The sequence below is a fragment of the Enterobacter sp. KB-221C9 genome (assembly GCF_041320715.1).
In the GTDB taxonomy this organism is placed as follows: domain Bacteria; phylum Pseudomonadota; class Gammaproteobacteria; order Enterobacterales; family Enterobacteriaceae; genus Enterobacter; species Enterobacter asburiae_D.
The window spans coordinates 75,189-100,303 of the sequence record NZ_JBGIWG010000013.1; the positions used below are offsets into that span (position 1 = coordinate 75,189).

The 25,115-nt window shown below is 57.7% G+C and carries 26 protein-coding genes; 6 read left to right on the top strand and 20 right to left on the bottom strand.

Annotated features, from left to right (window positions below):
* Positions 1–22: 22 nt before the first annotated feature.
* Positions 23–718, bottom strand: coding sequence for a pirin family protein (locus tag AB8846_RS18110; RefSeq protein WP_000639796.1), 696 nt, complete (start codon positions 716–718; stop codon positions 23–25).
* A gap of 122 nt (positions 719–840) precedes the next feature.
* Positions 841–1,878: an oxidoreductase gene (locus AB8846_RS18115; protein WP_370733331.1), complete on the bottom strand. Its 1,038-nt coding sequence runs from the start codon at positions 1,876–1,878 to the stop codon at positions 841–843.
* A gap of 256 nt (positions 1,879–2,134) precedes the next feature.
* Here AB8846_RS18115 and yhhY point away from each other — a divergent pair, with 256 nt between their 5' ends.
* Entirely contained in the window at positions 2,135–2,623 is a 489-nt protein-coding gene (gene yhhY / locus AB8846_RS18120; protein ID WP_063144997.1) for an N-acetyltransferase, read from the top strand.
* Between the two features lie 86 nt (positions 2,624–2,709).
* Here yhhY and ggt read toward each other — a convergent pair whose 3' ends face one another.
* Positions 2,710–4,455, bottom strand: coding sequence for a gamma-glutamyltransferase (ggt, locus tag AB8846_RS18125; RefSeq protein WP_370733332.1), 1,746 nt, complete (start codon positions 4,453–4,455; stop codon positions 2,710–2,712).
* A gap of 123 nt (positions 4,456–4,578) precedes the next feature.
* Here ggt and AB8846_RS18130 point away from each other — a divergent pair, with 123 nt between their 5' ends.
* Positions 4,579–4,956, top strand: a complete 378-nt coding sequence (locus AB8846_RS18130; protein WP_063145302.1) for a DUF2756 family protein — start codon at positions 4,579–4,581, stop codon at positions 4,954–4,956.
* Here AB8846_RS18130 and ugpQ read toward each other — a convergent pair.
* The 10 genes from ugpQ to livK form a co-directional block, all read right to left on the bottom strand.
* Complete coding sequence (gene ugpQ, locus AB8846_RS18135) at positions 4,940–5,686, bottom strand: glycerophosphodiester phosphodiesterase (protein ID WP_063145303.1); 747 nt, start codon at positions 5,684–5,686, stop codon at positions 4,940–4,942. The genes AB8846_RS18130 and ugpQ overlap by 17 nt on opposite strands.
* A complete protein-coding gene (locus AB8846_RS18140) occupies positions 5,683–6,753 on the bottom strand; it encodes a sn-glycerol-3-phosphate import ATP-binding protein UgpC (protein WP_370733333.1) in 1,071 nt (356 codons plus the stop codon). Before AB8846_RS18140 ends, ugpQ begins: the two co-directional genes overlap by 4 nt.
* A 1-nt stretch (position 6,754) precedes the next feature.
* Positions 6,755–7,600 (bottom strand): sn-glycerol-3-phosphate ABC transporter permease UgpE, encoded by an 846-nt coding sequence (ugpE, locus tag AB8846_RS18145; RefSeq protein ID WP_028015153.1) that lies wholly within the window; start codon positions 7,598–7,600, stop codon positions 6,755–6,757.
* Positions 7,597–8,484: a sn-glycerol-3-phosphate ABC transporter permease UgpA gene (gene ugpA / locus AB8846_RS18150; RefSeq protein ID WP_063145304.1), complete on the bottom strand. Its 888-nt coding sequence runs from the start codon at positions 8,482–8,484 to the stop codon at positions 7,597–7,599. The genes ugpE and ugpA overlap by 4 nt, the downstream gene beginning before the upstream one ends.
* 102 nt (positions 8,485–8,586) lie before the next feature.
* Entirely contained in the window at positions 8,587–9,903 is a 1,317-nt protein-coding gene (gene ugpB, locus AB8846_RS18155; protein WP_370733334.1) for a sn-glycerol-3-phosphate ABC transporter substrate-binding protein UgpB, read from the bottom strand.
* Positions 9,904–10,150: 247 nt separating this feature from the next.
* On the bottom strand, positions 10,151–10,864 hold the full coding sequence (gene livF, locus AB8846_RS18160; RefSeq protein ID WP_370733335.1) for a high-affinity branched-chain amino acid ABC transporter ATP-binding protein LivF: 714 nt from the start codon (positions 10,862–10,864) through the stop codon (positions 10,151–10,153).
* Between the two features lies 1 nt (position 10,865).
* Positions 10,866–11,633, bottom strand: coding sequence for a high-affinity branched-chain amino acid ABC transporter ATP-binding protein LivG (gene livG / locus AB8846_RS18165; RefSeq protein ID WP_063145306.1), 768 nt, complete (start codon positions 11,631–11,633; stop codon positions 10,866–10,868).
* On the bottom strand, positions 11,630–12,907 hold the full coding sequence (livM, locus tag AB8846_RS18170; RefSeq protein WP_063145307.1) for a branched chain amino acid ABC transporter permease LivM: 1,278 nt from the start codon (positions 12,905–12,907) through the stop codon (positions 11,630–11,632). The genes livG and livM overlap by 4 nt, the downstream gene beginning before the upstream one ends.
* On the bottom strand, positions 12,904–13,830 hold the full coding sequence (gene livH, locus AB8846_RS18175; RefSeq protein WP_013099131.1) for a high-affinity branched-chain amino acid ABC transporter permease LivH: 927 nt from the start codon (positions 13,828–13,830) through the stop codon (positions 12,904–12,906). The genes livM and livH overlap by 4 nt, the downstream gene beginning before the upstream one ends.
* A gap of 46 nt (positions 13,831–13,876) precedes the next feature.
* Entirely contained in the window at positions 13,877–14,986 is a 1,110-nt protein-coding gene (livK, locus tag AB8846_RS18180) for a high-affinity branched-chain amino acid ABC transporter substrate-binding protein LivK (RefSeq protein ID WP_370733337.1), read from the bottom strand.
* 424 nt (positions 14,987–15,410) lie between these two features.
* On the opposite strand from livK, the gene panM reads away from it, so the two are divergent.
* Entirely contained in the window at positions 15,411–15,800 is a 390-nt protein-coding gene (gene panM / locus AB8846_RS18185) for an aspartate 1-decarboxylase autocleavage activator PanM (protein ID WP_047345615.1), read from the top strand.
* A 116-nt stretch (positions 15,801–15,916) separates the two neighbouring features.
* On the opposite strand, the gene livJ is transcribed toward panM, so the two are convergent.
* The 6 genes from livJ to ftsY all read right to left on the bottom strand — a co-directional run bounded on the left by livJ (position 15,917) and on the right by ftsY (position 22,902).
* The gene (livJ, locus tag AB8846_RS18190; RefSeq protein WP_074147346.1) at positions 15,917–17,017 is read right to left on the bottom strand and encodes a branched chain amino acid ABC transporter substrate-binding protein LivJ; all 1,101 of its coding nucleotides are present in this window, start codon (positions 17,015–17,017) and stop codon (positions 15,917–15,919) included.
* Between the two features lie 197 nt (positions 17,018–17,214).
* Positions 17,215–18,480: a 4-aminobutyrate--2-oxoglutarate transaminase gene (locus AB8846_RS18195; protein WP_331413745.1), complete on the bottom strand. Its 1,266-nt coding sequence runs from the start codon at positions 18,478–18,480 to the stop codon at positions 17,215–17,217.
* A gap of 136 nt (positions 18,481–18,616) precedes the next feature.
* On the bottom strand, positions 18,617–19,474 hold the full coding sequence (gene rpoH / locus AB8846_RS18200) for an RNA polymerase sigma factor RpoH (protein WP_024906692.1): 858 nt from the start codon (positions 19,472–19,474) through the stop codon (positions 18,617–18,619).
* Positions 19,475–19,725: 251 nt separating this feature from the next.
* The gene (gene ftsX / locus AB8846_RS18205; protein WP_029741817.1) at positions 19,726–20,781 is read right to left on the bottom strand and encodes a permease-like cell division protein FtsX; all 1,056 of its coding nucleotides are present in this window, start codon (positions 20,779–20,781) and stop codon (positions 19,726–19,728) included.
* The gene (gene ftsE, locus AB8846_RS18210; RefSeq protein ID WP_023310016.1) at positions 20,768–21,439 is read right to left on the bottom strand and encodes a cell division ATP-binding protein FtsE; all 672 of its coding nucleotides are present in this window, start codon (positions 21,437–21,439) and stop codon (positions 20,768–20,770) included. Before ftsE ends, ftsX begins: the two co-directional genes overlap by 14 nt.
* 2 nt (positions 21,440–21,441) lie before the next feature.
* Entirely contained in the window at positions 21,442–22,902 is a 1,461-nt protein-coding gene (gene ftsY, locus AB8846_RS18215; RefSeq protein ID WP_370733338.1) for a signal recognition particle-docking protein FtsY, read from the bottom strand.
* A 127-nt stretch (positions 22,903–23,029) separates the two neighbouring features.
* Between ftsY and rsmD the strand changes: the two genes are divergently transcribed.
* Both rsmD and AB8846_RS18225 read left to right on the top strand, forming a co-directional pair.
* On the top strand, positions 23,030–23,632 hold the full coding sequence (gene rsmD, locus AB8846_RS18220; protein WP_063145311.1) for a 16S rRNA (guanine(966)-N(2))-methyltransferase: 603 nt from the start codon (positions 23,030–23,032) through the stop codon (positions 23,630–23,632).
* A complete protein-coding gene (locus AB8846_RS18225; protein WP_010436509.1) occupies positions 23,616–23,897 on the top strand; it encodes a DUF1145 family protein in 282 nt (93 codons plus the stop codon). The genes rsmD and AB8846_RS18225 overlap by 17 nt, the downstream gene beginning before the upstream one ends.
* A gap of 82 nt (positions 23,898–23,979) precedes the next feature.
* On the opposite strand, the gene AB8846_RS18230 is transcribed toward AB8846_RS18225, so the two are convergent.
* The gene (locus tag AB8846_RS18230; RefSeq protein ID WP_131635182.1) at positions 23,980–24,339 is read right to left on the bottom strand and encodes a DUF2500 domain-containing protein; all 360 of its coding nucleotides are present in this window, start codon (positions 24,337–24,339) and stop codon (positions 23,980–23,982) included.
* A gap of 129 nt (positions 24,340–24,468) precedes the next feature.
* Here AB8846_RS18230 and AB8846_RS18235 point away from each other — a divergent pair, with 129 nt between their 5' ends.
* Positions 24,469–25,095, top strand: a complete 627-nt coding sequence (locus tag AB8846_RS18235; protein ID WP_029741976.1) for a lysoplasmalogenase — start codon at positions 24,469–24,471, stop codon at positions 25,093–25,095.
* Positions 25,096–25,115: the final 20 nt, after the last annotated feature.

Here is a 25,115-nt window from a genome sequence, read left to right on the forward strand (position 1 = left end):
AAAGGGAAGGTTGAGTAATTATTTATACCGGCGGCAGGTCAAACAGCAGGATTTCACTTTCGCTGTCGGCGTGCACGGAGAGCGCCTGCTCATCCCAGATGGCCAGACCATCGGCGGTGGTTGCTTTGGTGCCGTTGATGGACACTTCACCTTTCACGACCTGGATCCAGACGCGGCGGTTGGCGGCAATCTGATGAACAGACTGTTCGTCTTTCGCCAGCGCCCAGCGGTACAGCTCCATATCCTGATGCACCTTCAGGGAGCCTTCACGCGCATCCGGTGACAGCACCAGCTGTTTGCCCTGTTTCGCGTCGAAGCGGCGCTGCTCGTAGCGCGGCGTGATGCCAGTCTCTTCTGGAATGATCCAGATTTGATACAGGTGCAGTTTTTCCGTTTTGCTCGGGTTGTACTCGGAGTGACGCACCCCGGTACCCGCGCTCATAATCTGAAACTCGCCCGCCGGAACCTGCTCTTTGTTGCCCATGCTGTCCTGGTGCTCAACCGCCCCTTCCAGCACGTAGGTCAGGATTTCCATGTCTTTGTGCGGGTGGGTACCGAAGCCCTGGCCTGCATCAATCACGTCGTCGTTAATCACGCGCAGTGCGGAGAAGCCCATGAAGTTCGGGTCGTAGTAGTCGGCAAACGAGAATGAATGCCATGAGTCCAGCCAGCCATGATTCGCGTGACCACGTTCGTTTGCTTTGCGTAAGTAGATCATTGTTTCACCCTCAGTTCGTTTCGATGGAGTAAGTGTGGACGCAAACCGCCTGGGATCATAGAGGGTGAAAATTGACTCCTCTGTTCAAAAATTATGAACAAGCGCAGAGGAGCCGTTTTTGCTTATTTCGCGAGGGTTATCGTGGCAGGAGAAGCCTGCTCGAAGGCCCGTTCAAGGATTTCCAGGTTAGTAAGAACGTCAGATTCCTTGACGTAATTCGGCGCGCCGGCTGTGAGGGTTTCATACAGCGCATCGTACACACGGCCATAGTCGCCAATTTCCGGTTTCAGCTCCTCCCTGACCGTTACGCCCTCATCGTTCACATACTCCAGGACGCCCACGGAATCATCCGCCGCAAAGCCCGGCTCGCCCGGCATGATGTTGGCCTTCAGGCTGGTCTCCTGCTGGTCGATGCCGTACTTAATGAACGATCCTTTGGTACCGTGAACGATAAATTTTGGGTAGTCGATTTTCACCAGATGGCTGGTTTTGACGATGGCTTTCAGGTCGCCGTAGAACAGCTGCGCTTCAAAGGTGTCGTCCGGGTTGGCTTTATTACGCAGGCTGCGGATGTCATACGCCACGTGGTCCGGTCGGCCAAACAGGGAGATGATCTGGTCCATGGTGTGCACGCCCAGACCATAGAACGAGCCGTCCTGCGGCAGGCCGGGCTGAGTTTCCGCGACCGGACGGTAGTAATCGAAGTGGCTTTCGATTTCCACGATATCGCCCAGCCTGCCGCTTTCAATCGCCTTTTTCGCCGTCAGGAAGCAGCTGTCAAAGCGACGGTTCTGATATGGCGTAACGGTCAGGCCTTTACTTTTAGCCAGCGCGAACAGCTCTTTTGCTTCGGCGATAGTTGGGGTGAACGGCTTTTCTACCAGCACGTTTTTGCCCGCTTCGAGCGCGCGTTTCGCGTAGTCGAAGTGGCTGTCGGCGTGCGTGCAGACGACAACCAGTTTGACCTGCGGGTCGTTAAGCACTTCATCAAGATCGCTGGTGAAATGGATGTGGGAATACTGCGGGGATTGCTCTTCCGGCTTCGCGCGGCGGCGGTAGATATGGGCCACGTGCCAGCTGTCTTTACGGTTAAGAACATACGGCAGGTGGTAGCGGGTCGTACTTTTACCAAATCCAATAAATGCGCAATGTAGTGTCATAGCTCAGTCCTTTTGGAAGGTTACTGAGTCTAACCATAACAAAAAAAAAGCCAGCTAGAAGCTGGCTAAAGTAATACTGGAAGCAATGTGAGCAATGTCGTGCTTTCAGGTTCCCGTAGGGGTCTTCCTGAATGCAAAGCAATAATAATCATTCTCATTCGCACTTGTCTACTTTTTTTTGCAAAAAATAGCGGTTGACTCAAATTTTAAAGTCATTGATGTTGAAAGGGACATTTAACTGACTGAGGAACAAGGAATGAGTGAGATTGTGATACGCCATGCAGAACCGAAAGATGCCGAAGCCTTACGCCAGAACTACATGCATCCCGGGGTGTATCACGACACGCTACAGCTACCTCATCCTTCCCTTGAGTACTGGCAAGAACGTCTGATTACAAAACCCGGACAAAAACGGCTGGTCGCCTGCATTGATGAGCAAATCGTTGGCGATCTGATGCTTCAGGTGGAAGCCAGCCCGCGACGCAGCCATGTGGCAACGTTCGGTATCAGCGTTGCGGCGCACGCTCAAGGACGCGGCGTCGGGAGCGCGCTCATGCGCGAGATGATCAACCTGTGCGACAACTGGCTGCGCATCGAACGCATCGAGTTAACGGTTTTTGCCGATAACCCTGCTGCACTGGCGCTGTACCGGAAGTTTGGCTTTGAAATCGAAGGCACCGGCAGGAAATTTGCCCTGCGCAACGGCGAGTATGTGGATGCGTATTATATGGCGCGGATGAAGTAGTTATTTGCCGGGTGGCGGCTTCGCCTTACCCGGCCTACGTTCGTGCAGTTGTAGGCCCGGTAAGCGCAGCGCCACCGGGCAATACATCAATACCCCGCCGACAAATCATCCACCGAACGCGGATCCGACGCGCCAAACAGCGCCCCGTCCGGCCCCACCATAATGCTCTGGGTGCTGCCCATCGCCTCTTTCACCGCCACCTTTTGACCGCGCTGCTCCAGCAGCTTGATGGTATCCGGGCTAAAGCCCTTCTCGACGCGCAGTTCGTCCGGCAGCCACTGGTGATGGAAACGCGGCGCGTTGGTCGCTTCGGCGACGTTCATCCCAAAGTCGATGCTGTTCACCACCATTTGTAGCACCGTGGTGATAATACGGCTGCCGCCAGGGCTGCCGGTTACCAGCCAGGTTTTCCCGTCTTTCACGACAATGGTGGGCGACATGGACGACAGCGGACGCTTCTTCGGCCCGACGGCGTTGGCGTCACCGCCCACCAGCCCGTAGACGTTCGGCACCCCAGGCTTAGCGGAGAAGTCATCCATCTCGTTGTTCAGCAGAATGCCGCTGTTGCCCGCCACAATCCCGGTGCCGAAGGTGGTGTTGAGCGTATAGGTCACCGCCACCGCGTTACCGTCTTTATCCACCACCGAGAAGTGGGTGGTCTGGTTGCTTTCGTACGGCGCCAGCTTGCCGGGGCGGATCTCGCTCGACGGTTTGGCCTTGTTGATGTCGATCTGTTCCGCAATGGATTTGGCATACGCCTTATTGGTCAGCGCCTGCCACGGCACCTTCACGAAGTCCGGATCGCCGAGATATTCCGAACGGTCGGCGTAGGCGCGTTTTTCCGCTTCCGCCATCACCTGCATGGCGTCCGCGCTGCCGAAGCCGAACTTGTGCATATCGAAGTTTTCAAGAATATTGAGGATCTGCACGATGTGGATCCCGCCGGAGGACGGCGGCGGCATGGAGAAGACCTCGTAGCCGCGATAGGTGCCGCTAATCGGCTCACGCTCCACCGCCTTGTATTCCGCCAGATCCGCTTTGGTGATGAGCCCGCCGTTTTTCTGCATCTCTTCCGCAATCTGGTCGGCAATCGCCCCTTTGTAGAAGGCGTCCGGACCGTGCTCCGCAATCAGCTCCAGGCTTTTGCCGAGGTTCTTCTGCACCAGCTTGTCGCCCTTCTTCAGCGGCTCACCGTCTTTCCAGAAGATGGCCTTGCTGTTTTCATGATTGGGAATAACTTCGCTGCCGTAGGTCTTGAGATCGTCCGCCAGGGCGTCGTTCACCACAAAGCCGTCGCGCGCCAGCTTGATGGCAGGCTGCACCACCTTGTTCAGCGGCATCGTGCCGTATTTTTCCAGCGCCAGCGAGAAGCCCGCGACGGTACCCGGCGTGCCGGAGGCGAGATGCGAGGTCAGGGATTTTTTGCTGTCAGGGTTACCCTGGTCGTCGAGGAACATATCGCGGGACGCCTGGGAAGGTGCCATCTCGCGGAAGTCGATGGCCGTCGTTTTGCCGTCTTTGGTGCGCAGCATCATAAAGCCGCCGCCGCCCAGGTTACCCGCCTGCGGATGCGTTACCGCCAGCGCATAGCCGACGGCGACCGCTGCATCCACCGCGTTACCGCCCTGCTTGAGAATATCGACGCCCACTTTTGTTGCCAGCGCATCCACTGACGCCACCATGCCATGGGTTGCCCGCACGGGATGAAAAACATCTTCCTCCACGCCGTAAGAGACCGGAGGCGCCGCTGGCGGGTTGGCCGCCACGCAAAATGTGCCGCCGGCCATCAGCGCGGCGATGGCGACCCAGCGCAAAAACGTTGGTTTCATCATTATTGTTCTCCAGGTGAAGGGATCCATATTCCCCGCTTAAGCCTGGTTCACAACTCCTAAAAAATCATCGTCATGGTGAAATCAGGGTAAACTTAAGAGAGACCTCAAAAGGAGGAAATGACAATGAAACGCTTAATGATTCTTGCGGCGCTGATCCCGTTTGCCGCGCTCGCACAGCCACTCAACACCCTGAACAACCCAAACCAGCAGGGTTACGTTATCCCGAGCCAGCAGCGCATGCAGACCGAGATGATGAGCCAGCAACAGCAGCAGAAAGGGATGCTTAATCAGCAGCTTAAAACGCAGACCCAGATGCAGCAGCAAAGCCTGCAAAATCAGATGAACGCCAACACCCAGCGCGTGCAGCAGGGGCAGATGCGCGAGCAGCCGCTGCCGAATAAAAACGGCGGGATGTTAGGGGGGATGACGTCGTCAGGCAGCGGACAGCAGCATATGCTGCCGCCGCAGTCGAATGGCAGTATGCTTAATCCGCAGAACTAAAGTCCGGGCCTATCAGGTCAATTGCATCGGTACAGATGCTGTCCACGCCCCAGCGCAGCAGTTCGGCTGCACGCTGGGGTTTGTTCACGGTGTAGACCAGAATATGCAGACCCGCGTCTTTCAGCATCTTCACCCGCGCCTCATCCAGCAGCCTGTGATTGAGATGGATAGAGACGCACGCTAAGCGCGTCGTCAGCTCGCGCCAGTCCTCGCGCCACTCGTCAAGCAGCAGCCCGCGCGGCAGCGCCGGCACGGCCGCCTGTGCCGCTTCCAGTGCGTCAATTTCAAACGAGGAGAGCAGCGGCGGCGTCATGCCTTCCCACAGCTCGCGCGCGGCAAGGGCAATCACTTTGCCCGTCAGCGGCCCGGTGCCGGTGGTCGGTTTGATTTCGATATTGGCCATCATGCCGTGCAGGCGGCAGCGATCCGCCACGTCCGCCAGCAGCGGCAGCGGTTCGCCTTTGAATTCGCCGCTGTACCAGCTTCCGGCGTCCACCTTCAGCAGATCGTGCCACGGGAGTTCCCCCGCCACGCCCCAGCCGTTGCTGGTGCGCTCAAGGTTATCGTCGTGCAGCAGGAAAATTTCGCCGTCTTTCGACAGCTTGGCGTCGAACTCGATCATCGTGTGACCGTAGCGCGCGCCCATGTCGATGGCCGCCAGCGTGTTCTCCGGCGCCAGCTTACCGCCGCCCCGGTGGGCGACGACGTGGGGATAAGGCCAGTTGCTCATACTCGTTGTCCTGTTTCACCGTCAAATAAGTGCAGGTGATTTTCCGGCAGGTGCAGCCACAGCGTGCTGCCGGCTTTCGGGCGCTCCTGATGCGGCAGGCGCACCACCATTTTTTGCTCGCCCCAGCGCCCGTGCGCCAGGTTATCTGCACCCAACATCTCCAGCGTGTCCATCACCAGCGGCACGCCGCCATCCGCCTGAGAGGTTAAAGCGATATGCTCCGGGCGGATACCGAGCGTCATCTTACGCCCGGCGTAGCCACGATAGTACCAGTTGATCGGCAATGCCATCCCGCTTTCCAGCTCAAAATGCGTGCCCGTGCTGCTGATACGCCCTTCCAGCAGGTTCATTGCCGGGCTGCCGATAAAGCTCGCCACAAAGCGGGTGGCCGGTTTTTCGTACACTTCCACCGGGGTGCCAATCTGCTCGGCGATGCCTTTGTTCATCACCATTACGCGCTGGGCGAGGGTCATGGCTTCGACCTGATCGTGGGTCACGTACAGGGAGGTGGTTTTCAGACGACGGTGCAGCTGCTGCAGCTCAAGACGCATCTGCACGCGCAGCTTGGCGTCGAGGTTAGAGAGCGGTTCGTCGAACAGGAATACCGCCGGATCGCGCACGATGGCGCGCCCCATCGCCACGCGCTGGCGCTGGCCGCCGGAGAGCTCGCGCGGGCGCCGCTTGAGCAGGCCGTCCAGCTCTAGAATGCGCGCCGCCTCTTTCACGCGCTCGTCGATATGGCCTTTGCCCATGCCGCGGATTTTCAGCCCCCAGGCCATGTTCTCCTCCACGCTCATGTGCGGATAAAGCGCATAGTTCTGGAACACCATCGCGATGCCTCTGTCTTTCGGCTCCATTTCGGTGACGCGCTGGCGGTCAATCCAGATATCTCCGGACGTCACGCGCTCCAGCCCCGCCACCATGCGCAGCAGCGTGGATTTGCCGCAGCCGGACGGGCCAACCATCACGATGAATTCCCCGTCCGCCACGTCGAGCGTCAGCGGCTGAATAACCTGGGTTTTGCCATCCCAGCTTTTGGTTACTGCCTGAAGTTTTAAACCTGCCATCTTATTTCTCGCTATCGACCAGGCCACGGACAAACGCACGCTGCATGGCTAAAACAATGACTACGGGTGGGATAAGGGTGAGCAGCATTGCCGCCATCACCTGGTTCCAGAGGGTGGTGCCTTCGCCGGTGGCGATCATGCCTTTGATGCCCGCCACGGCGGTGCCGAGGTTGACGTCCTGAATAATCAGCAGCGGCCACAGGTACTGGTTCCAGCCGTAGATAAAGGTGATCACAAACAGCGCCGCAAGGTTGGTTTTCGACAGCGGCAGCACGATGTCGCGGAAGAAGCGCATCGGCGACGCGCCGTCGATGCGCGCCGCTTCAATCAGCTCGTCCGGCAGGGTCATAAAGAACTGGCGGAACAGGAAGGTGGCGGTCGCCGAGGCCATCAGCGGCAGGGTTAAGCCCGCGTAGCTGTCGAGCATCTTGAGGTTGGCGATCACCTCCACCGTCGGGAAGATACGCACTTCCACCGGCAGCATCAGGGTAATGAAGATCATCCAGAAGAAGAGGTTACGCAGCGGAAAGCGGAACCAGACGATGGCGAAGGCCGAAAGCATCGACACCGTAATTTTGCCGACGGTTATGCCGAACGCCATGATGAAGCTGTTGAGCATCATCAGCCAGAACGGCGCGCTGTTGGCGCCCACGCCCTGGGTCCAGATGGTCTTCATGTTCTCGAAAAGATGCCCGCCGGGGATCAGCGTCATCGGCGTGTCGAACACCGCTTTGGTGTCCAGCGTGGCGGCGACAAACGCCACGTACAGCGGGAAGAGGATGACGATAATCCCTAAAATCAGCATGGTATGGCTGAAAATCGTCAGCCCGCGACGGTTCTCAATCATTGGTAGCGCACCTTACTTTCGACATAGCGGAACTGCACCACCGTGAGGATGATGACGAGGAACATCAGCACGACGGACTGCGCGGCAGATGCAGAGAGATCCAGACCGGCGAAGCCTTCGCGGTAGATCTTATAAATAAGCGTCGTTGTCGCCTGCACCGGGCCGCCTGCGGTCGCCGCGTCGATCACCGGGAAGGTGTCGAAGAAGGCGTACACGAGGTTAACCACCAGCAGGAAGAAACTCACCGGGGCGATTAGCGGCAGCGACAGCCTGAAGAAGCGACGAATGGGCCCTGCGCCGTCAATTGCCGCGGCTTCCACCAGCGAGCGCGGAATGGACTGCAGCGCGGCAAAGAAGAACAGGAAGTTGTAGCTGATCTGCTTCCACACCGAGGCGAACACCACCAGGAACATCGCCTGACCGCTGTTCTGGGCATGGTTCCAGTCGTAGCCCAGTTCGGCCAGGAAATGGGTAATTAACCCGCGCCCCGGGTTAAACAGGAAGATCCACAGCACGGCGGCGACGGCGGGAGCCACGGCGTAAGGCAGCAGCATCAGGGTCTGATAAATACGGCTGCCGCGCACCACGTAGTCCACCAGCGCGGCGAAAAACAGCGAGGCCAGAAGGCCGCTGACGGTGACCAGTGTGCTGAATTTTATCGTCGTCCAGAAGGCGTCGATGTAGTAGCTGTCGTGCCACAGTGCAGCGAAGTTATCCAGGCCCACAAACTGGCTGGAGAGCCCAAAGGGATCGACACTTTGTACCGAGTACCATAGCGCTTCGCCCGCAGGCCAGATAAAGAAAATAACGGTGATGACCAGCTGCGGCGCGACCAGCAGATACGGCAGCCAGCGGGAACGGAACACCGGACGGGATGATGACATTGAGATTTGGTTCCTGAGCAATGCCGGGTGGCGGCTACGCCTTACCCGGCCTACATGGGGCACGTCGTAGGCCCGGATCGCTACGCGTCACCGGGCATTTTTTTACGATTTGGTCGACTGCTCAAAGCGGCGCAGCAGCTGATTCCCGCGCTCTACCGCAGAGTCCAGCGCCTGCTGTGGCGTTTTCTTCCCGGTCCACACGCTTTCCAGCTCTTCATCCACGATGGTGCGGATCTGCGGCATGTTGCCCAGACGCAGGCCCTTGGTGAACGGCAACGGCGGCTTGTTCAGCATCTGGCGCGTCGCAATGTCCGCCCCTGGGTTCTTGCTGTAGAAGCCCTGCTCGCGGGTCAGGTCGTACGCGGCTTTGGTGATCGGCAGGTAGCCGGTCTTCTGGTGCCACTCGGCGGCGTGTTCAGGCTTGGCCAGGAAGTCGAGGAACTCGGCTACGCCTTTGTAGGTGCCCTTGTCTTTACCCTGCATGACCCACAGGCTCGCCCCGCCGATGATGGCGTTCTGCGGCGCGCCCTTCACGTCAGCGTCATACGGCATCATGCCCACGCCGTAGTTGAATTTGGCGTAGTGACGGATGTCCGCCAGCGAGCCGGACGAGGCGGTGGTAATGGCGCAGTCGCCGTTGTAGAACTTCTCGGTGGATTCGTCCTTACGCCCGAAGTAGCTGAAATCGCCCTTCTTGTTCAGATCGGCAAGCAGCGCGATGTGCTTCACCTGCTCCGGCTTGTTGAACTCCAGTACCGCATCGGTGCCGTCGAAGCCGTTGTTTTTGGTCGCCACCGGCAGGCCGTGCCAGGCGCTGAAGTTTTCAATCTGGATCCAGCCCTGCCAGCCGCTGGCGTAGCCGCACTTCATCCCCGCCGCCTTCAGCTTCGCGGTGTACTCCGCCAGGTCCTGCCAGGTTTTTGGCGGCTGCTCCGGGTCTAAACCGGCTTTTTTGAAGGCGTCTTTGTTGTAGTAGAGCACCGGCGTTGAGCTGTTAAACGGCTGGGACAGCAGGTGGCCGGTTTTGGAATCCGTGTAGTAACCCGCGACGGTCGGCACGAACTGCGATTCGTCGAAGTTGATGCCTGCGTCTTTGAACACTTCATACACCGGCTTGATGGCTTTGGAGGCCATCATGGTGGCGGTGCCCACTTCATAAACCTGTAACAAGGCTGGCGCGTTGCCGGTACGGAAGGCGGCGATGCCCGCGCTCAGGCTCTGCTCGTAGTTGCCTTTGTACACCGGCACAATTTTGTAATCCGGGTGGGTGTCGTTGAAACGCTGCGCCAGGGAGTCAACTTCTTTACCCAACTCCCCTTCCATTGAATGCCAGAACGGAATGGTGGTGACAGCCATTGCGTTCGTCGCAAAAGCCAGACCCAGTGCCAGACCCAAAGCTGTGTGTCGTAACGATGTCATTGTCATCTCTCTTATTGTGCCGGATGCGCGATATCACGCGTTTTATGCTCGCGAGGTAACATGACATGCTCGAATTACAGAAAAATAACTGTTTGTTTACAGATAAGTGACAGCCAGGCGTCAGGGGGATGATGGTTGTGTGAAAGGGGTGTAGTGGTTAAAAAAGCCGGGTGGCGGCTACGCCTTACCCGGCCTACTCGATCCCGTAGGCCCGGTAAGCGTAGCGCCACCGGGCGATACAGACGGCTCAGCCGCCCAAATACGCGCTCCGCACCGCTTCGTTCGCCAGCAGCGCGTCGCCGGTGTCAGACAGCACCACGCGGCCGTTCTCCAGCACGTAGCCGCGGTCAGCGAGCTTCAGCGCCTGGTTGGCGTTCTGCTCGACGAGGAAGATGGTCATCCCCTCTTTACGCAGCTGCTCAATGGTGTCGAAGATCTGCTGAATGATGATTGGCGCAAGGCCGAGCGACGGTTCGTCCAGCAGCAGCAGGCGCGGCTGGCTCATCAGCGCGCGGCCAATCGCCAGCATCTGCTGCTCGCCGCCGGACATGGTGCCCGCACGCTGGATGCGGCGCTCCCACAGGCGCGGGAAGAGTTCATATACCCACTTGATGCGGGTCTGGTATTCATCGCGGTGGGCGAAGAACCCGCCCATCGCCAGGTTCTCTTCCACCGTCATGCGGGAGAAGACGCGGCGCCCTTCCGGAACAATCGCCACCGCCTCACGCATGATTCTGGCGGTCTGCCAGTCGGTAATGTCTTTGCTATCGAACACAATCCGCCCGCTGGTAGCGCGCGGGTCGCCGCACAGGGTGCCGAGCAGCGTGGTTTTGCCCGCGCCGTTGGCGCCAATCAGGGTCACGATTTCACCCTGATTGATATGCAGGCTGACGTCGTGCAGCGCCTGGATCTTGCCGTAGTGCGCATTGACCTTGTCGAACGTTAACATCGCTTTTTCCATCTTATGCCTCACCAAGGTATGCGCGGATCACGTCCGGGTTGTTGCGGATCTCTTCCGGCGTGCCGTTTGCCAGCGGCGTGCCCTGGTTTACCACGTAGATACGGTCCGAAATGCCCATCACCAGCTTCATGTCGTGCTCAATCAGCAGGATGGTGGTGTCGTGACTATCGCGCAGCTCGGCAATCAGCTCGTCCAGCTCTTTGGTCTCTTTCGGGTTGAGCCCTGCCGCCGGTTCGTCGAGCATCAGGATTTCCGGCTGCGTCACCATGCAGCGCACAATCTCCAGGCGACGCTGGTCGCCGTAGGCCAGGTTGCTCGCCTGACGGTTGGCGTGCTGCAGCAGGCCAATTCGGTCGAGCCAGGTGGCGGCGCGGTCAAGCGCTTCATCCTGCGCGCGGCGGAAGGCCGGGGTTTTCAGCAGGCCGGAGAACAGCCCGGATTTCAGCTGCTGATGTTGTGCCACCAGCAGGTTCTCAATCACCGTCATCTCGCGGAACAGACGCACGTGCTGGAAGGTACGCACCACGCCCATGCGGGCGATCTGCTGGCCCGGCAGCCCTTCCAGGTGCTGGTCGCGCAGCATGATGGTGCCGCCCGTCGGCTTGTAGAAACCGGTCAGACAGTTAAAGACCGTGGTCTTTCCCGCGCCGTTCGGGCCAATCAGGGAGACAATCTCTTTCTTGTGCAGATCCAGATTCACGTTGTTGACCGCCAGCAGGCCGCCAAAACGCATCATCAGACCGTTAACGGATAATAATGGCTGACTCATGCCTGCTCTCCTTTCGCTTGCCCGTTCTTCAGCTTCAGCTGTGGACGGGTCATCGGCAGCAGACCCTGCGGACGCCAGATCATCATCAGCACCATCAAACCACCCAGCATCAGCATGCTGTATTCGTTAAAGTCGCGCATCAGCTCGCGCGAGACCACCAGCAGGATGGCCGCGAGGATAACGGCAAACTGCGAGCCCATCCCGCCGAGCACCACAATCGCCAGCACGAAGGCGGATTCGGCAAAGGTGAACGATTCCGGGCTAACGAAGCCCTGACGCGCGGCAAACAGCGTTCCGGCGAAACCGGCAAACGCGGCGCTGATGGTGAACGCGGTCAGCTTGATGCGGGTCGGGTTCAGGCCAAGAGAGCGGCAGGCGATCTCATCTTCACGCAGCGCTTCCCACGCGCGGCCCAGCGGCATGCGCAGCAAACGGTTAATCACGAACAGGGTAATCACCACCAGCAGCAGCGCCACCAGATAGAGCCAGATCACGCGGTCGGACGGGTCGTACTTGATGCCAAAGAAGTTGCTGAAGGTATCCCAGCCGCCTTCGCGGGCGGTACGGCTGAACTCCAGGCCGAAGAAGGTCGGTTTCGGGATCTGGCTGATGCCGTTCGGGCCGCCGGTCACTTCGGTGTTGTTGAGCAGCAGGATACGGACGATTTCGCCGAAGCCTAAGGTCACAATCGCCAGGTAGTCACCGCGCAGGCGCAGCACCGGGAAGCCGAGCAGGAAGCCGGCAGCGGCAGAGACCAGCCCCGCCAGCGGCAGGCAGGTCCAGAAGCCGAGGCCGTAATAGTGGTTGAGCAGCGCGAAGGTATAGGCGCCGATGGCGTAGAAGCCGCCGTAGCCCAGCACCAGCAGGCCAGACAGCCCTACAACCACGTTCAGACCGAGGCCGAGAATCACGTAGATCATGGTCAGGGTGGCGATATCCACGGTGCCACGAGACACCACAAACGGCCACGCCACGGCGGCCACCAGCAGCGCCACGAGGAACAGCTTCTGCTTAACGGTAGAGCCGTCGATTGCCGGCAGGACGAATTTCGGCCCGGAGACGTTTTTTAGCGTCTTCTGGAACAGCGGACGCAGCAGCTGGAACAGGAACACCACGGCGGTGCCGATAAACACCCACTGCCAGCGGATGTCGGGGGCGGTATCCACCACCAGCTTCGTGCCGTCCAGACCTAACTGGACGCCCATAAAGACGCCCGCCAGCACGAAGAACATGGCGGCAGAGAGCAGCGCCATTGCAAAATGCATCGGTTTCATACTTTCTCTACCTCCGGACGGCCCAGAATACCGGTAGGCATTACCAGCAGAACCAGAATCAGCAGGGCAAACGACACCACGTCTTTATATTCCGTGCTCAGGTACGCCGAGGAGAGCGCTTCCGCCACGCCCAGGATCAGGCCACCGATCATCGCGCCCGGAATACTGCCGATACCGCCCAGAACCGCGGCGGTGAAGGCTTTCATCCCGGCCATAAAGCCGATGTACGGGTTGATCACGCCGTAGAACTGGCCGAGCAGGACGCCTGCGACGGCCGCCATCGCTGCGCCAATCACGAAGGTCAGGGCAATCACGCGGTCGGTGTTGATGCCGAGGAGACTCGCCATCTTCAGGTCTTCTGCGCACGCGCGGCAGGCGCGTCCCATACGCGAGTAGCGGATGAACAGCGTCAGGGCGAGCATCGCAATAAAGGTCACGACCCAGATAACCAGCTGCATGGTGGTGATAGAAGCCGAGAAGTTTTCGCTGGCCCCCACAATCCACTGGCCGTTAAACAGGCTTGGCAGCGCCACGTCGCGCGAGCCTTCGGTCAGGCTGACGTAGTTTTGCAGGAAGATCGACATCCCGATCGCGGAAATCAGCGCAATCAGACGCTTGGAGCTGCGCACCGGCCGGTAGGCCACGCGCTCGATGCTCCAGCCGTAGGCGCTGGCTATCACAATCGCGCCGACAAACCCGGCGGCGACCAGCAGCCAGCTGCTGTCGATGCCCATCATCATCAGGGCGGCAATGATCATAAAGGAGACGTAGCTACCGATCATGTACACCTCGCCGTGGGCGAAGTTGATCATGCCGATAATGCCGTAAACCATCGTATAGCCGATGGCGATCAGCGCGTAGGTGCTTCCCAGCGTAACGCCGTTAAACATCTGCTGCAGGAAATAGAGAAACTGCTCGGACATATGCAAACCTTTTTATACCCGCCCGTCATGCCGGGCGGTGGGATAATTATTTGGCGGCCGAAGACGAACCGTCGGCGTGCCACTTAAAGACACCAAACTCAAATCCCTTCAGATCGCCTTTCTCATCCCAGTTCAGCGGCCCAATCACGGTGTTCGCCCCGTGTGCTTTTAAATCTTTCACCAGATCCAGCGGCTCTTTGCTGCCGGTACGCTCCAGCGCGGTGGCCAGAGACTGTACGGCCGCATAGGTGATCCAGACGTACGGACCACTCGGATCTTTCTTCTGCGCCTTGAGCGCATCCACGATAGCCTTGTTGGCCGGAACCTGGTCATAGCGTTTTGGCATCGTCACCAGCATGCCTTCAGCAGAATCCCCCGCGATGTTTGACAGGGAGGCATTGCCCACGCCCTCTGGCCCCATAAACTGGGTTTTCAGGCCGGTGGCGCGCGCCTGGCGCAGCATCTGGCCCATTTCCGGGTAGTAGCCGCCGTAGTAAACGAAGTCGATGTTCTCTTTTTGCAGACGGGCGATCAGCGCGGAGAAGTCTTTCTCACCGGCGGTAATGCCGTCGAAGAAGACGATGTTCGCGCCGCCTTTTTTCAGGCCGTCCTGAACGGAGCGCGCCAGGCCTTCGCCGTACTGCTGTTTGTCATGAATAATGGCAATGCGCTGTGGCTTAACGGTCTCGAGGATGTATTTGGCGGCGGTGGGACCCTGCGAGGAGTCCAGACCGGCGGTACGCATGATGTGCTGATAGCCGCGCTGGGTCAGTTCCGGATTCGTTGCGCCAGGGGTGATCATCAGGATGCCTTCGTCTTCGTAGATATCAGACGCAGGCTGAGTGGAGGATGAACACAGGTGGCCGATCACATACTGAATACCGTCGTTGACGATTTTGTTGGCGACCGCGACGGCCTGTTTCGGATCGCAGGCGTCGTCATATTCCACGCCCACCAGCTTGTCGCCCTTGATGCCGCCCTTAGCGTTGATGTCTTTAATGGCCTGGCGCGCGCCGTTGAACTCCATGTCACCCCACTGGGCAACAGGGCCGGACATCGCACCCACTACCGCAACTTTAATGTCGTCGGCCATAGCGGCATGCGAGATCGACAGTGCGACCATCCCCGCGATTAACGTCTTCGCGTTCCTTTTCATCTGTGAATCCCCATTCGTGATGTCGTGTTTATATTTTGTTTTATTATGGTTAAAAAGCATTCTGTACTTTTAATGAACAACGCTATTTTTACCAGTGCCTTTAATGGTTTAGCGCAGGTTTTTGTCAAAAACCAGACTAAAATCTCTATTTTTCAGGCGATTAAGCAAACATAATATTCTGAAATCAGGCAGAGATAAACAAATAAAAGTGCAGTTTGCAGCATAAAATAACGGTACAAAGCGCCGAATAAATCACTACCCTTCAGGTTAAAATTCTGCTTATTTTTCGATCCATGTGTTTTCAAGCTGCCCATCGCGTTGCCAAAAAACTAATCACCTGGTTAATGAGAATAAAAAGAGGAAGCCGCTGAGTGAATAAATTGAGTACACTGCCCCTACTCAATCTGATTTGGACAAGTAGCTAATGAAACTGACTATCGTGCGTCTGGTGACCTTTAGCGACCAGGATCATATCGACCTGGGCAAAATCTGGCCGGAATATTCCCCTTCGTCGCTGCGCGTTGATGAGACCCACCGTATTTATGCCGCGCGTTTTAACGAACGCCTGCTGGCTGCGGTTCGCGTAACCCTGAGCGGTACAGAAGGGGCGCTGGACTCGCTGCGCGTACGTGACGTCACCCGTCGTCGCGGTGTGGGACAGTATTTAATTGAAGAAGTGATCCGTGAAAACCCGAGCGTGACCTCATGGTGGATGGCTGACGTAGGCGTGGAAGACCGCGGCGTGATGGCGGCGTTTATGCAGGCGTTAGGGTTTACGGCGCAGGAAAGCGGGTGGGAGAAGCGCCAGAGTTGATTTATGCGGCCTGATGCCCTCACCCCGGCCCTCTCCCACGGGGAGAGGGAGAACACCGAGCGGTCCCCTCTCCCTGTGGGAGAGGGTTAGGGTGAGGGCATCAACCCGCACCAGTTTTATTTTGCGTCTGTCGCCGTCCCGTTCGCATGCCAGTCAAACACGCCGAACTCGAAGCCCTTCAGGTCGCCCTTCGCGTCCCAGGAGAGTGGCCCCATGACGGTCTGGACCGTGTTCGCTTTCAGCCAGGTGGCAATCTCAGCCGGATCGGCTGACTGGTTCAGGCCCGCCTGCAGAGACTGCAGCGCCGCGTAGGTGGTCCAGACGAACGCGCCGCTTGGATCCTGTTTCTTCGCCTTGATGGCATCCACGATAGGTTTGTTCGCAGGGACCTGGTCGTAGTTCTTCGGTTTGGTCACCAGCAGGCCTTCGGCTGATTCACCCGCAATGTTAGACAGGGAAACGTTCGCCACGCCTTCCGGGCCCATAAACTGGGTTTTCAGGCCCGCAGCGCGCGCCTGGCGCAGGATCTGGCCCATTTCCGGGTGGTAGCCACCGTAGTAAACGAAATCAATATTCTCTTTCTTCAGACGCGCCACCAGGGTGGAGAAGTCTTTCTCACCGGCGGTGATCCCGTCGAAGAACACCACGTCAGCATTGGCTTTCTTCAGGTTGTCCTGCACGGAACGCGCCAGACCTTCACCGTACTGCTGCTTGTCATGAACGATGGCAATGCGCTTCGGCTTCACTTTTTCAACGATGTATTTCGCCGCGGTTGGGCCTTGGTCAGAGTCCAGACCGGTGGTGCGCAGGGTCAGCTTGTAGCCACGCGCGGTCAGCTCTGGTGCGGTCGCCGCCGGGGTGATCATCAGAATACCTTCGTCTTCGTAGATGTCAGACGCTGGCTGAGTAGAGGAAGAGCACAGGTGACCGATAACGTATTTGATCCCGTCGTTCACCACTTTGTTCGCAACCGCGACCGCTTGTTTCGGGTCACAGGCATCATCATATTTTACGATTTGCAGTTTTTCGCCTTTGATACCGCCCTTAGCATTAATGTCTGCAACCGCCTGCTCAGCGCCGGTAAATTCCTGGTCGCCGTACTGTGCTACCGGACCGGACATTGCGCCAACCACGGCCACCTTGATGTCTGCCTGTGCCATGGTGCTGAATGCCAACGCGATACATCCTGCCAGTAACGCTTTACCCTTCATGTTCATCCTGAGATTCCCCATTATTATGGTTATTACGATTGTTGTGATGTTGTTGTGCAGCGCTTTATGTCAGTTATAGGTGTGCTGTCCGCGCTTTTTCAGCATACTCTGCTAAAACATACCCGATTTTTATGATTTTGGAATAGGTAATTTGAAATGAATATATGATAGGCCCGGCAGGGATTTTCGCCGGGCATGTGGCTTTAACGTGTCAGCGACGCGGAGATAATGTCCAGCGCTTTGCGGAACTGCGCTTCAGGGATAGTCAGCGGATAGAGGAAACGAATGACGTTGCCGTAGACGCCGCAGCTCAGAAGGAGCAGCCCTTCCTGCAACGCGCGCTCCTGCACCTGGCGGGTAAATTCCGGCGAAGGCTGACCCGTTTGCGGGTCGTTAAACTCTACCGCCACCATCGAGCCCTGCGCGCGAATGTCAGCGATATACGGGCAGTGTTCCTTCGCCTTGTTCAGCACTTCCACCAGATGATGGCCAAGATGCGCCGAGCGCGTGCAGAGATCCTCTTCATCAATCACGTCGAGCACGGCATGCGCCGCCGCAATCGCCAGCGGGTTTCCGGCGTAGGTACCGCCCAGCCCGCCCGGTGCAGGGGCGTCCATCACCTCCGCACGGCCCGACACCGCTGAGAGCGGCATCCCGCCCGCCAGGCTTTTCGCCATGGTGATCAGATCGGGCTTCACGCAGTGGTGTTCCATCGAGAACAGCTTGCCGGTACGGGCAAAGCCGCTTTGCACCTCGTCGGCAATCAGCAAAATACCGTGGGTGTCGCACAGGGCGCGCAGCGCCTGCATAAAATCAGCTGGCGCAATGTTGAAACCGCCCTCTCCCTGAACCGGTTCGAGAATAATGGCCGCGACCTGGTCGGGTGCGATATCCGCCTTAAAGATACGTTCCAGGCTTTTCAACGCTTCCGCCGTGCTGACGCCGTGCAGGTCATTCGGATACTGCGCGTGATAGACCGACCCGGGGAACGGGCCAAAGCCGAGCTTGTACGGTGCGACTTTGCCGGTCAGCGCCATGGTCATAAAGGTGCGGCCGTGGAACGCGCCGCCGAAGGTGATAAGGCCAGGACGTTTGGTGTACGCCCGTGCAATTTTGACCGCGTTTTCGACCGCCTCAGCTCCCGTGGAGAAAAACGCCGTTTTAGCCGGACCGTCAACGGGCACGCGCTGGTTGATGCGCTCGGCAAGGGCGACATAGCCCTCATACGGCACAATCTGGTACGCCGTATGGGTAAACGCGTGGAGTTGTTTTTCAATGGCGGAAATGACTTTTGGATGGCGATGCCCGGTATTCAGCACCGCGATCCCGGCGGCGAAGTCGATGTACTCGTTGCCTTCCACGTCCCACACCGTGGCGTTTTCAGCTTTATCGGCATAGAAGTTACACATCACGCCGATACCGCGCGGCGTCGCCTGTAAACGCCGGTCGTTCAGTTCGTTATTTTTCACCCTGTCCCCCTGAGAAAGTCACCTGCTTAGCGCATCAGTAAGTGTTTGCCAGGGGGAGGGAATTCGCCAGAGCGGGCGCTAAAAAAACAAAACCCCCGAATTTGCATTCGAGGGTTCTCGGTGTACTTCGCGGAAATTACGCTTCGATAGCGGCGCGAAGTTTTTTCATGGCGTTCTTTTCAAGCTGGCGGACACGTTCCGCAGAAACGCCGTAGCGGTCGGCCAGCTCCTGCAGCGTGGACTTGTTGTCTTCGTCCAGCCAGCGGGCGCGAATAATATCCTGGCTACGTTCGTCGAGGCCTTCCATCGCATGGGTCAGCTTGTTCGCGGCCTGATCTTCCCAGTTATCCTCTTCGATGCCGTCGGCAAAGTTAGAGGTTTTATCCTGCAGATACAGAACCGGCGCCATCGGCTGGCTGTCAGATGCGTCGTCGTCGGAGGACATATCAAAGGTCATGTCCTGCGCGGCCATACGGGATTCCATTTCACGCACGTCTTTGCTGGTTACGCCCAGCTCGCGCGCCACCATTTCCACTTCATCCTGGTTGAACCAGCCCAGACGCTGCTTGGTTTTACGCAGGTTGAAGAACAGTTTGCGCTGCGCTTTTGTCGTGGCGACTTTCACGATACGCCAGTTGCGCAGCACGTATTCGTGAATTTCTGCTTTGATCCAGTGCACGGCGAAAGAGACCAGTCGCACACCCACTTCCGGGTTGAAGCGACGTACAGCCTTCATCAGACCGATGTTACCTTCCTGAATCAAGTCCGCCTGCGGCAGGCCGTAGCCCGCATAATTACGAGCAACGTGAACAACAAAGCGCAGGTGAGACAGGATCAGCGTCTTAGCTGCTTCCAGATCGCCCTGGTAATGCAGCTTTTCAGCAAGCTCCTTTTCTTCCTCGGCCGTTAACATCGGCCAGGTGTTCGCAGCCCGGATATAAGATTCCAGGTTACCAACAGGGGCTAAAGCTAAAGTTTGCATTTCTTTGGTCATTCATTCCTCTCAATGTTTCTTCTGGTCCAGGTCGTCCCCGTCAGGCAACAACCATGCCAAAGCGTTTGAGCAACGAGATTAGCATTAACTCTTTTATCAGACAGTGATTTTATCCACAAGTTCCAGGTGCAACGGTGAATAAATTACGCACAAAATGTGACATGGAAATGATAACAGGGGGAGCGACGACAGGGACGCTTTCCCTGCAGAGCGAACATCTCGGTGCAGGGAAAGATTATATCACGCTTTTATTAGTCGGGAGTAAAGTGACGTAAATGTTGAACGGTTGCCAGCCAGGCTGCCACCCACCCAATCATCGAGCAAACCAGCAGCAGTAACAGGCACTCATCGAACCCTAAGCCACTGATATCAAACTTCGTTCCGAAAACCTGCGCCACTTCAGTCACGGCAGACGAAAGCCGCATCACCAAAATTTCTGACAATATCAGTGAAAGAAATGCGCCGGAAAAACCGAGTAATGCACCGCCGTAAAGGAACGGTCGGAGGATGAAGCCATCCGTCGCACCAATCAGTTTCTGCACGTTGATGGTATCGCGACGGGCAAAGATGCTCAGGCGTACGCTGTTACCAATGACGAGGAAGACCGCCGCCACCATCAGCACGCCAATCATCGCCGCGACGCGTCCTACCAGCCCGGTCAGGGCAGCAAGGCGCGCAAACCAGCTGTCGTCCATGCGCACTTCATCAATGCCCTTAATGCGCGTGATGCGATCGCGCAGGGTGTTAAGCGAATCGGTCCCCTGGAAATCCAGCTTCGGGATCACCACCGCCACGGCGGGCAGCGGGTTCTCTTCGAGCATATCCAGCGCGCCGCCAAAGCCAGACCAGTTACGGAACTCGCCCAGCGCGTCTTCACGCGAGAGATAGTTGACCTTCTCCACGCCCTGCTCGGCCTGGATTTGCCCAACCACCTGCGCCGCGGCGTTATCGTCGAGCGCTTTATCCATATAGACCGTGATCTGCGGGGACGGATAATACTGTGAAGCCGCCTGGTTGACGTTTTTATAGACCATATAGCAGACGCTTGGCAGCGTCAGGGAGATGGCAATCACCATCACCGTCAGGAACGTCGCCAGCGGTTTGCTTTTCAGGTCCTGCAGCGCGCCGTGGAAGGCGTAGCGCACCTGCTCGTTAAACACGTTGGTTTTACGGGAGGCCGGTTTTGGCGCGGCCTTCTGGCGCTTCGGCGCATTACGATTGCCGTCACCACCGCCCTGCGGCTTACGGAAACGGTCAAACCGGTTCCCGAACTGCCGAATCTGGTTCATTGCATCACGCTTGTTCACCGTGGCCTCCGTGCAAATGCCCGTCGCTCAGGGTCAGCATGCGGTACGAACGACGGGAAATGAGCCCGATGTCGTGCGTCGCCATCAATACGGTGACCCCTACGCGGTTAAATTCCTCAAACAGACGCAAAATCCCTTCGGACAGGGCATCGTCCAGGTTACCGGTCGGTTCATCCGCCAGCAGTACGGCAGGCTTGTTCACCACCGCGCGCGCGATGCCCACGCGCTGCTGCTCACCGCCGGACAGCTGGATCGGGAAGTTCTTCGCTTTGTCCAGCAGCCCGACCTTATCCAGCGCCGCAGAGACGCGACGGCGGATATCGTCATAGCTGGCGCCGGCAATAATCAGCGGAATGGCCACGTTATCGAAAACGGTGCGATCCATCAGCAGGTGGTGATCCTGGAAAATCATGCCGATCTGACGACGCAGGAACGGCACTTCGCGGTTTTTCAGGCGGCTGATCTCATGGCCGCCGAAAAAGATTTTCCCGGCGCTTGGCCGCTCGATTCCACAGATAAGCTTGAGCAGGGTACTTTTCCCCGCGCCGGAATGGCCGGTCAGGAATGCCATCTCGCCCGGCTGCAGGTGGAATGTCACCCCCTGCAGCGCTTGTCTCCCACCGAGATAGGCCTTGCTGACGTGTTCAAAGCGAATCATTGTTAGTCCTCTCGGGCAAATAATGCCTCAATAAAGTCGTCCGCTTTAAACGGACGCAAATCCTCAATACGCTCGCCCACACCGATGTAACGGATAGGAATGCCGAACTGATCGGCCACGGAGAAGATCACCCCGCCTTTCGCGGTGCCGTCCAGCTTGGTCAGCGCGATCCCCGTCAGTCCTACCGCTTCATTGAACAGCTTCGCCTGACTGATGGCGTTCTGTCCGGTGCTGGCATCAATGGTCAGCATAATTTCATGCGGTGCGTCTTCGTCCAGCTTCTTCATGACGCGAACGATTTTCTTCAACTCTTCCATCAGGTGCGATTTGTTCTGCAAACGCCCTGCGGTATCGGCAATCAGCACGTCCACGTTGCGCGCCTTCGCCGCCTGGATGGCGTCGAAGATCACGGACGCGGAATCCGCGCCGGTATGCTGGGCAATCACCGGAATGTTGTTGCGCTGGCCCCAAACCTGCAGCTGCTCAACCGCTGCCGCACGGAAGGTATCGCCCGCCGCCAGCATCACCGATTTGCCCTGCTGCTCGAACTGACGCGCCAGCTTGCCGATGGTGGTAGTTTTACCCACGCCGTTCACGCCAACCATCAGAATAACAAATGGCGTTTTGCCTTCAATATTAAGCGGTTCGTCAACTTTTGCGAGAATTTCACCCATCTCGTCTTTCAACAGACCGTACAGCGCTTCGGCGTCGCGCAGCTGTTTGCGGCTCGCCCCTTCGGTCAGGTTGGCGATGATCTTACGGGTGGTTTCCACGCCAACGTCCGCAATCAGCAGTTGTTCTTCCAGCTCTTCAAAGAGATCGTCGTCGATCTTCTTGCCGCGGAACAGACTGATAAATCCGGAACCTAAGTTTTCTTTGGTTTTGAGCAGGCTGCGCTTCAGGCGTGCGAAGAAACCTTCTTTAGTCGGTTTTTCCTGCTCCTGAACGATCTCTTCTTCCGGTTCTTCTTCCACCGGCACGACGATGACCGCTTCTTCAGCCGCTTCCGCAGCCAGCGCCTGGGCTTCCAGCTCTTCGTCGGTCAGTTCTGGCTCGAGTGTCGCTTCTTCTTCCACCGCCTCAACGATTTCAACGGTTTCCGCTTCGGCCTGCCACTCTTCGGCAGACACCTCTTCGGCTTTCACCTCTTCCGGCAGCGGCAGCTCTTCGTGCTCGATTACGGCCTTCGGCGCTTCGGCAACGGCCTCAACGACAACCGGTTCTGGCTTCTCGCTCTCCTGAACCTGTTCCGTGACCTCAACGACCTCTTCTGCAAAGGATTCAATCTCTTCTTTGCTGTGCGCCGTTTCTTCCGCTTCGACAACCGCGGCGGTTTCTACAGGCGTTTCAGGCTGTGACTGCTCTTCAACGGCTTGTTGTTCTTCGGTTTTCTGTTCTGTTTCTTGCTCTTTTTCACCGAAGCCCAGCCAGGAAAAGAAGCCACGTTTTTTTTGTTTTGCCATCTGCGACTACACTCCTCGCGGCGCTATATACATGGAAGCTAAAAAAATGATGAAATAGTCTAACACTTTACTTAAATGACATCACCGCCCGCAATCGCAGGCCAATTGTTAACAGAGCTTTCCTGAGATGAAGAAACCCAACCGCGCCCCGGCCGGTCAAATTCGTATTATCGGCGGTCAGTGGCGAGGCCGGAAATTACCGGTGCCGGATAGCCCCGGTTTACGCCCTACTACCGACCGCGTGCGCGAGACGCTGTTTAACTGGCTGGCCCCGTCAATGGTAGACGCCCACTGCCTGGACTGCTTCGCCGGAAGCGGCGCGCTCGGGCTGGAAGCGCTGTCGCGCTATGCCGCCAGCGCCACGCTGCTGGAGATGGAGCGCGGCGTTGCGCAGACGCTGCAGCAAAATCTGGCGACGCTGAAGGCGGGCAACGCCAAAGTCGTGAACACCAACACGCTGAGTTTTCTAGCGCAAAAAGGCACGCCGCATAACGTGGTGTTTGTCGACCCGCCGTTCCGCAAGGGGCTGCTGGAGGAGACGTTATCCCTGCTGGAGCAAAACGGCTGGCTGGCGGATGACGCGCTAATTTACGTTGAAAGCGAAGTGGAAAACGGTTTACCGCCGGTTCCCACTCACTGGGATCTGCACCGTGAAAAAGTCGCGGGTCAGGTTGCTTATCGTCTGTATCACCGTCAGGCACAAGGAGGATCCGATGCCGGTACTGATTAACCTGGGACGTTTGCTGATGCTTGGCGTCTGGGCGTTCTTGATTCTGAATCTGGTGCACCCGTTCCCGCGCCCGATGAACATTTTCGTTAACGTGGCGCTGATTTTCACGTCGTTCATGCACGCCCTGCAGATGGTGATGCTGAAAAACGGCCTGCCGAAAGACGGCCCGCAGATGACGGGCTGGCAGCAGCTGCGCGTGTTTATTTTCGGCGTGTTTGAACTGCTGGTGTGGATGAAGAAGTTTAAGGCGCAGGTGAAGAAGTAAGGTGCGTTTAGTCGCCCGGTGGCGCTTCGCTTACCGGGCCTACGAAACCCCACAGGCCGGGCAAACGCAGTGCCGCCCGGCATTACCGCTCCGGTTCAAATCCTTCAAACCGCGACCCTTTGTAGCTCAGCGTTCCTTTCTCCCCTACCGTCAGCTGATGGTACTGCTGCGCCTCCAGGCGGAAGGTCATCTCCAGGCCGCCCGTTTCCGGCTTAAAGCTGGCTTCATAGCGCATTGCTGTGCCCGCAGGCGTCACCTGCTGCTGGCGCGAGCGGCGGTCATTGAGCGGTTTCTCGCGTTTGTTCGTCACCACCACGCGCTTTTGCATCAGCGGCGCGGCATCGTTATCCGCCTTCTCGCGGCGCTGCTGCACGAAACGGAACGAGGCGGCAATAACGATAATCGCCACCACGATAATGAAAAAAAGCGGCATCTTGCTCATTGAAAAATCCCATCAGATTATGCGGAATTCAGGATACCTTGCCTGTACCGGCATTGCCAAACGCCCGCTAGCGTCACTACACTGGATCAGAAACTGATTATTCAGACTTAACAGATACAGGGAGTTAATATGCTTTGGTCATTTATCGCTGTCTGTTTTTCCGCATGGCTTTATGTCGATGCGTCGTACCGCGGTCCCACCTGGCAGCGCTGGTTGTTTAAACCGGTCACGCTGTTGCTCCTGCTGCTGCTGGCCTGGCAAGCGCCGATGTTTAACGCCGTCAGCTATCTGGTGCTCGCCGGGCTGTGTGCGTCCCTGATAGGCGATGCCTTAACCCTGCTGCCGCGCCAGCGTCTGCTCTATGCCGTGGGCGCGTTCTTCCTCTCCCATCTGCTGTATACCATCTACTTTGCCAGCCAGATGACGCTCTCCTTCTTCTGGCCGCTGCCGCTGGTGCTGCTGGTGATTGGCGCACTGCTGATTGCGGTGATTTGGTCACGTCTGGAAGAGATGCGTTTGCCGGTCTGCACGTTTATCGCCATGACGCTGGTGATGGTGTGGCTGGCGGGCGAGCTGTGGTTCTTCCGTCCGACCGCTCCGGCAATGTCCGCGTTCTTCGGCGCCGCGCTGCTGCTGATCGGGAATGTCGTCTGGCTGGGCAGCCACTATCGCCGCCGCTTCCGGGCGGATAACGCGATTGCCTCCGCCTGCTACTTTGCCGGGCATTTCCTGATTGTGCGTTCGCTGTATATCTAAATAGCGCTTGACTCTGGAGT

Coding starts and splice junctions, on each gene's coding strand:
- AB8846_RS18110 (WP_000639796.1), bottom strand. CDS start 718: ATGATCTACTTACGCAAAGCAAACGAACGTGGTCACGCGAATCATGGC.
- AB8846_RS18115 (WP_370733331.1), bottom strand. CDS start 1,878: ATGACACTACATTGCGCATTTATTGGATTTGGTAAAAGTACGACCCGC.
- livG (WP_063145306.1), bottom strand. CDS start 11,633: ATGAGTCAGCCATTATTATCCGTTAACGGTCTGATGATGCGTTTTGGC.
- ggt (WP_370733332.1), bottom strand. CDS start 4,455: ATGATGAAACCAACGTTTTTGCGCTGGGTCGCCATCGCCGCGCTGATG.
- rsmD (WP_063145311.1), top strand. CDS start 23,030: ATGAAGAAACCCAACCGCGCCCCGGCCGGTCAAATTCGTATTATCGGC.
- livM (WP_063145307.1), bottom strand. CDS start 12,907: ATGAAACCGATGCATTTTGCAATGGCGCTGCTCTCTGCCGCCATGTTC.
- panM (WP_047345615.1), top strand. CDS start 15,411: ATGAAACTGACTATCGTGCGTCTGGTGACCTTTAGCGACCAGGATCAT.
- ugpB (WP_370733334.1), bottom strand. CDS start 9,903: ATGACATCGTTACGACACACAGCTTTGGGTCTGGCACTGGGTCTGGCT.
- AB8846_RS18230 (WP_131635182.1), bottom strand. CDS start 24,339: ATGAGCAAGATGCCGCTTTTTTTCATTATCGTGGTGGCGATTATCGTT.
- AB8846_RS18225 (WP_010436509.1), top strand. CDS start 23,616: ATGCCGGTACTGATTAACCTGGGACGTTTGCTGATGCTTGGCGTCTGG.
- yhhY (WP_063144997.1), top strand. CDS start 2,135: ATGAGTGAGATTGTGATACGCCATGCAGAACCGAAAGATGCCGAAGCC.
- AB8846_RS18235 (WP_029741976.1), top strand. CDS start 24,469: ATGCTTTGGTCATTTATCGCTGTCTGTTTTTCCGCATGGCTTTATGTC.
- AB8846_RS18140 (WP_370733333.1), bottom strand. CDS start 6,753: ATGGCAGGTTTAAAACTTCAGGCAGTAACCAAAAGCTGGGATGGCAAA.
- ugpE (WP_028015153.1), bottom strand. CDS start 7,600: ATGATTGAGAACCGTCGCGGGCTGACGATTTTCAGCCATACCATGCTG.
- livH (WP_013099131.1), bottom strand. CDS start 13,830: ATGTCCGAGCAGTTTCTCTATTTCCTGCAGCAGATGTTTAACGGCGTT.
- ftsE (WP_023310016.1), bottom strand. CDS start 21,439: ATGATTCGCTTTGAACACGTCAGCAAGGCCTATCTCGGTGGGAGACAA.
- livK (WP_370733337.1), bottom strand. CDS start 14,986: ATGAAAAGGAACGCGAAGACGTTAATCGCGGGGATGGTCGCACTGTCG.
- ugpA (WP_063145304.1), bottom strand. CDS start 8,484: ATGTCATCATCCCGTCCGGTGTTCCGTTCCCGCTGGCTGCCGTATCTG.
- rpoH (WP_024906692.1), bottom strand. CDS start 19,474: ATGACCAAAGAAATGCAAACTTTAGCTTTAGCCCCTGTTGGTAACCTG.
- livJ (WP_074147346.1), bottom strand. CDS start 17,017: ATGAACATGAAGGGTAAAGCGTTACTGGCAGGATGTATCGCGTTGGCA.
- livF (WP_370733335.1), bottom strand. CDS start 10,864: ATGGAAAAAGCGATGTTAACGTTCGACAAGGTCAATGCGCACTACGGC.
- ugpQ (WP_063145303.1), bottom strand. CDS start 5,686: ATGAGCAACTGGCCTTATCCCCACGTCGTCGCCCACCGGGGCGGCGGT.
- AB8846_RS18130 (WP_063145302.1), top strand. CDS start 4,579: ATGAAACGCTTAATGATTCTTGCGGCGCTGATCCCGTTTGCCGCGCTC.
- ftsY (WP_370733338.1), bottom strand. CDS start 22,902: ATGGCAAAACAAAAAAAACGTGGCTTCTTTTCCTGGCTGGGCTTCGGT.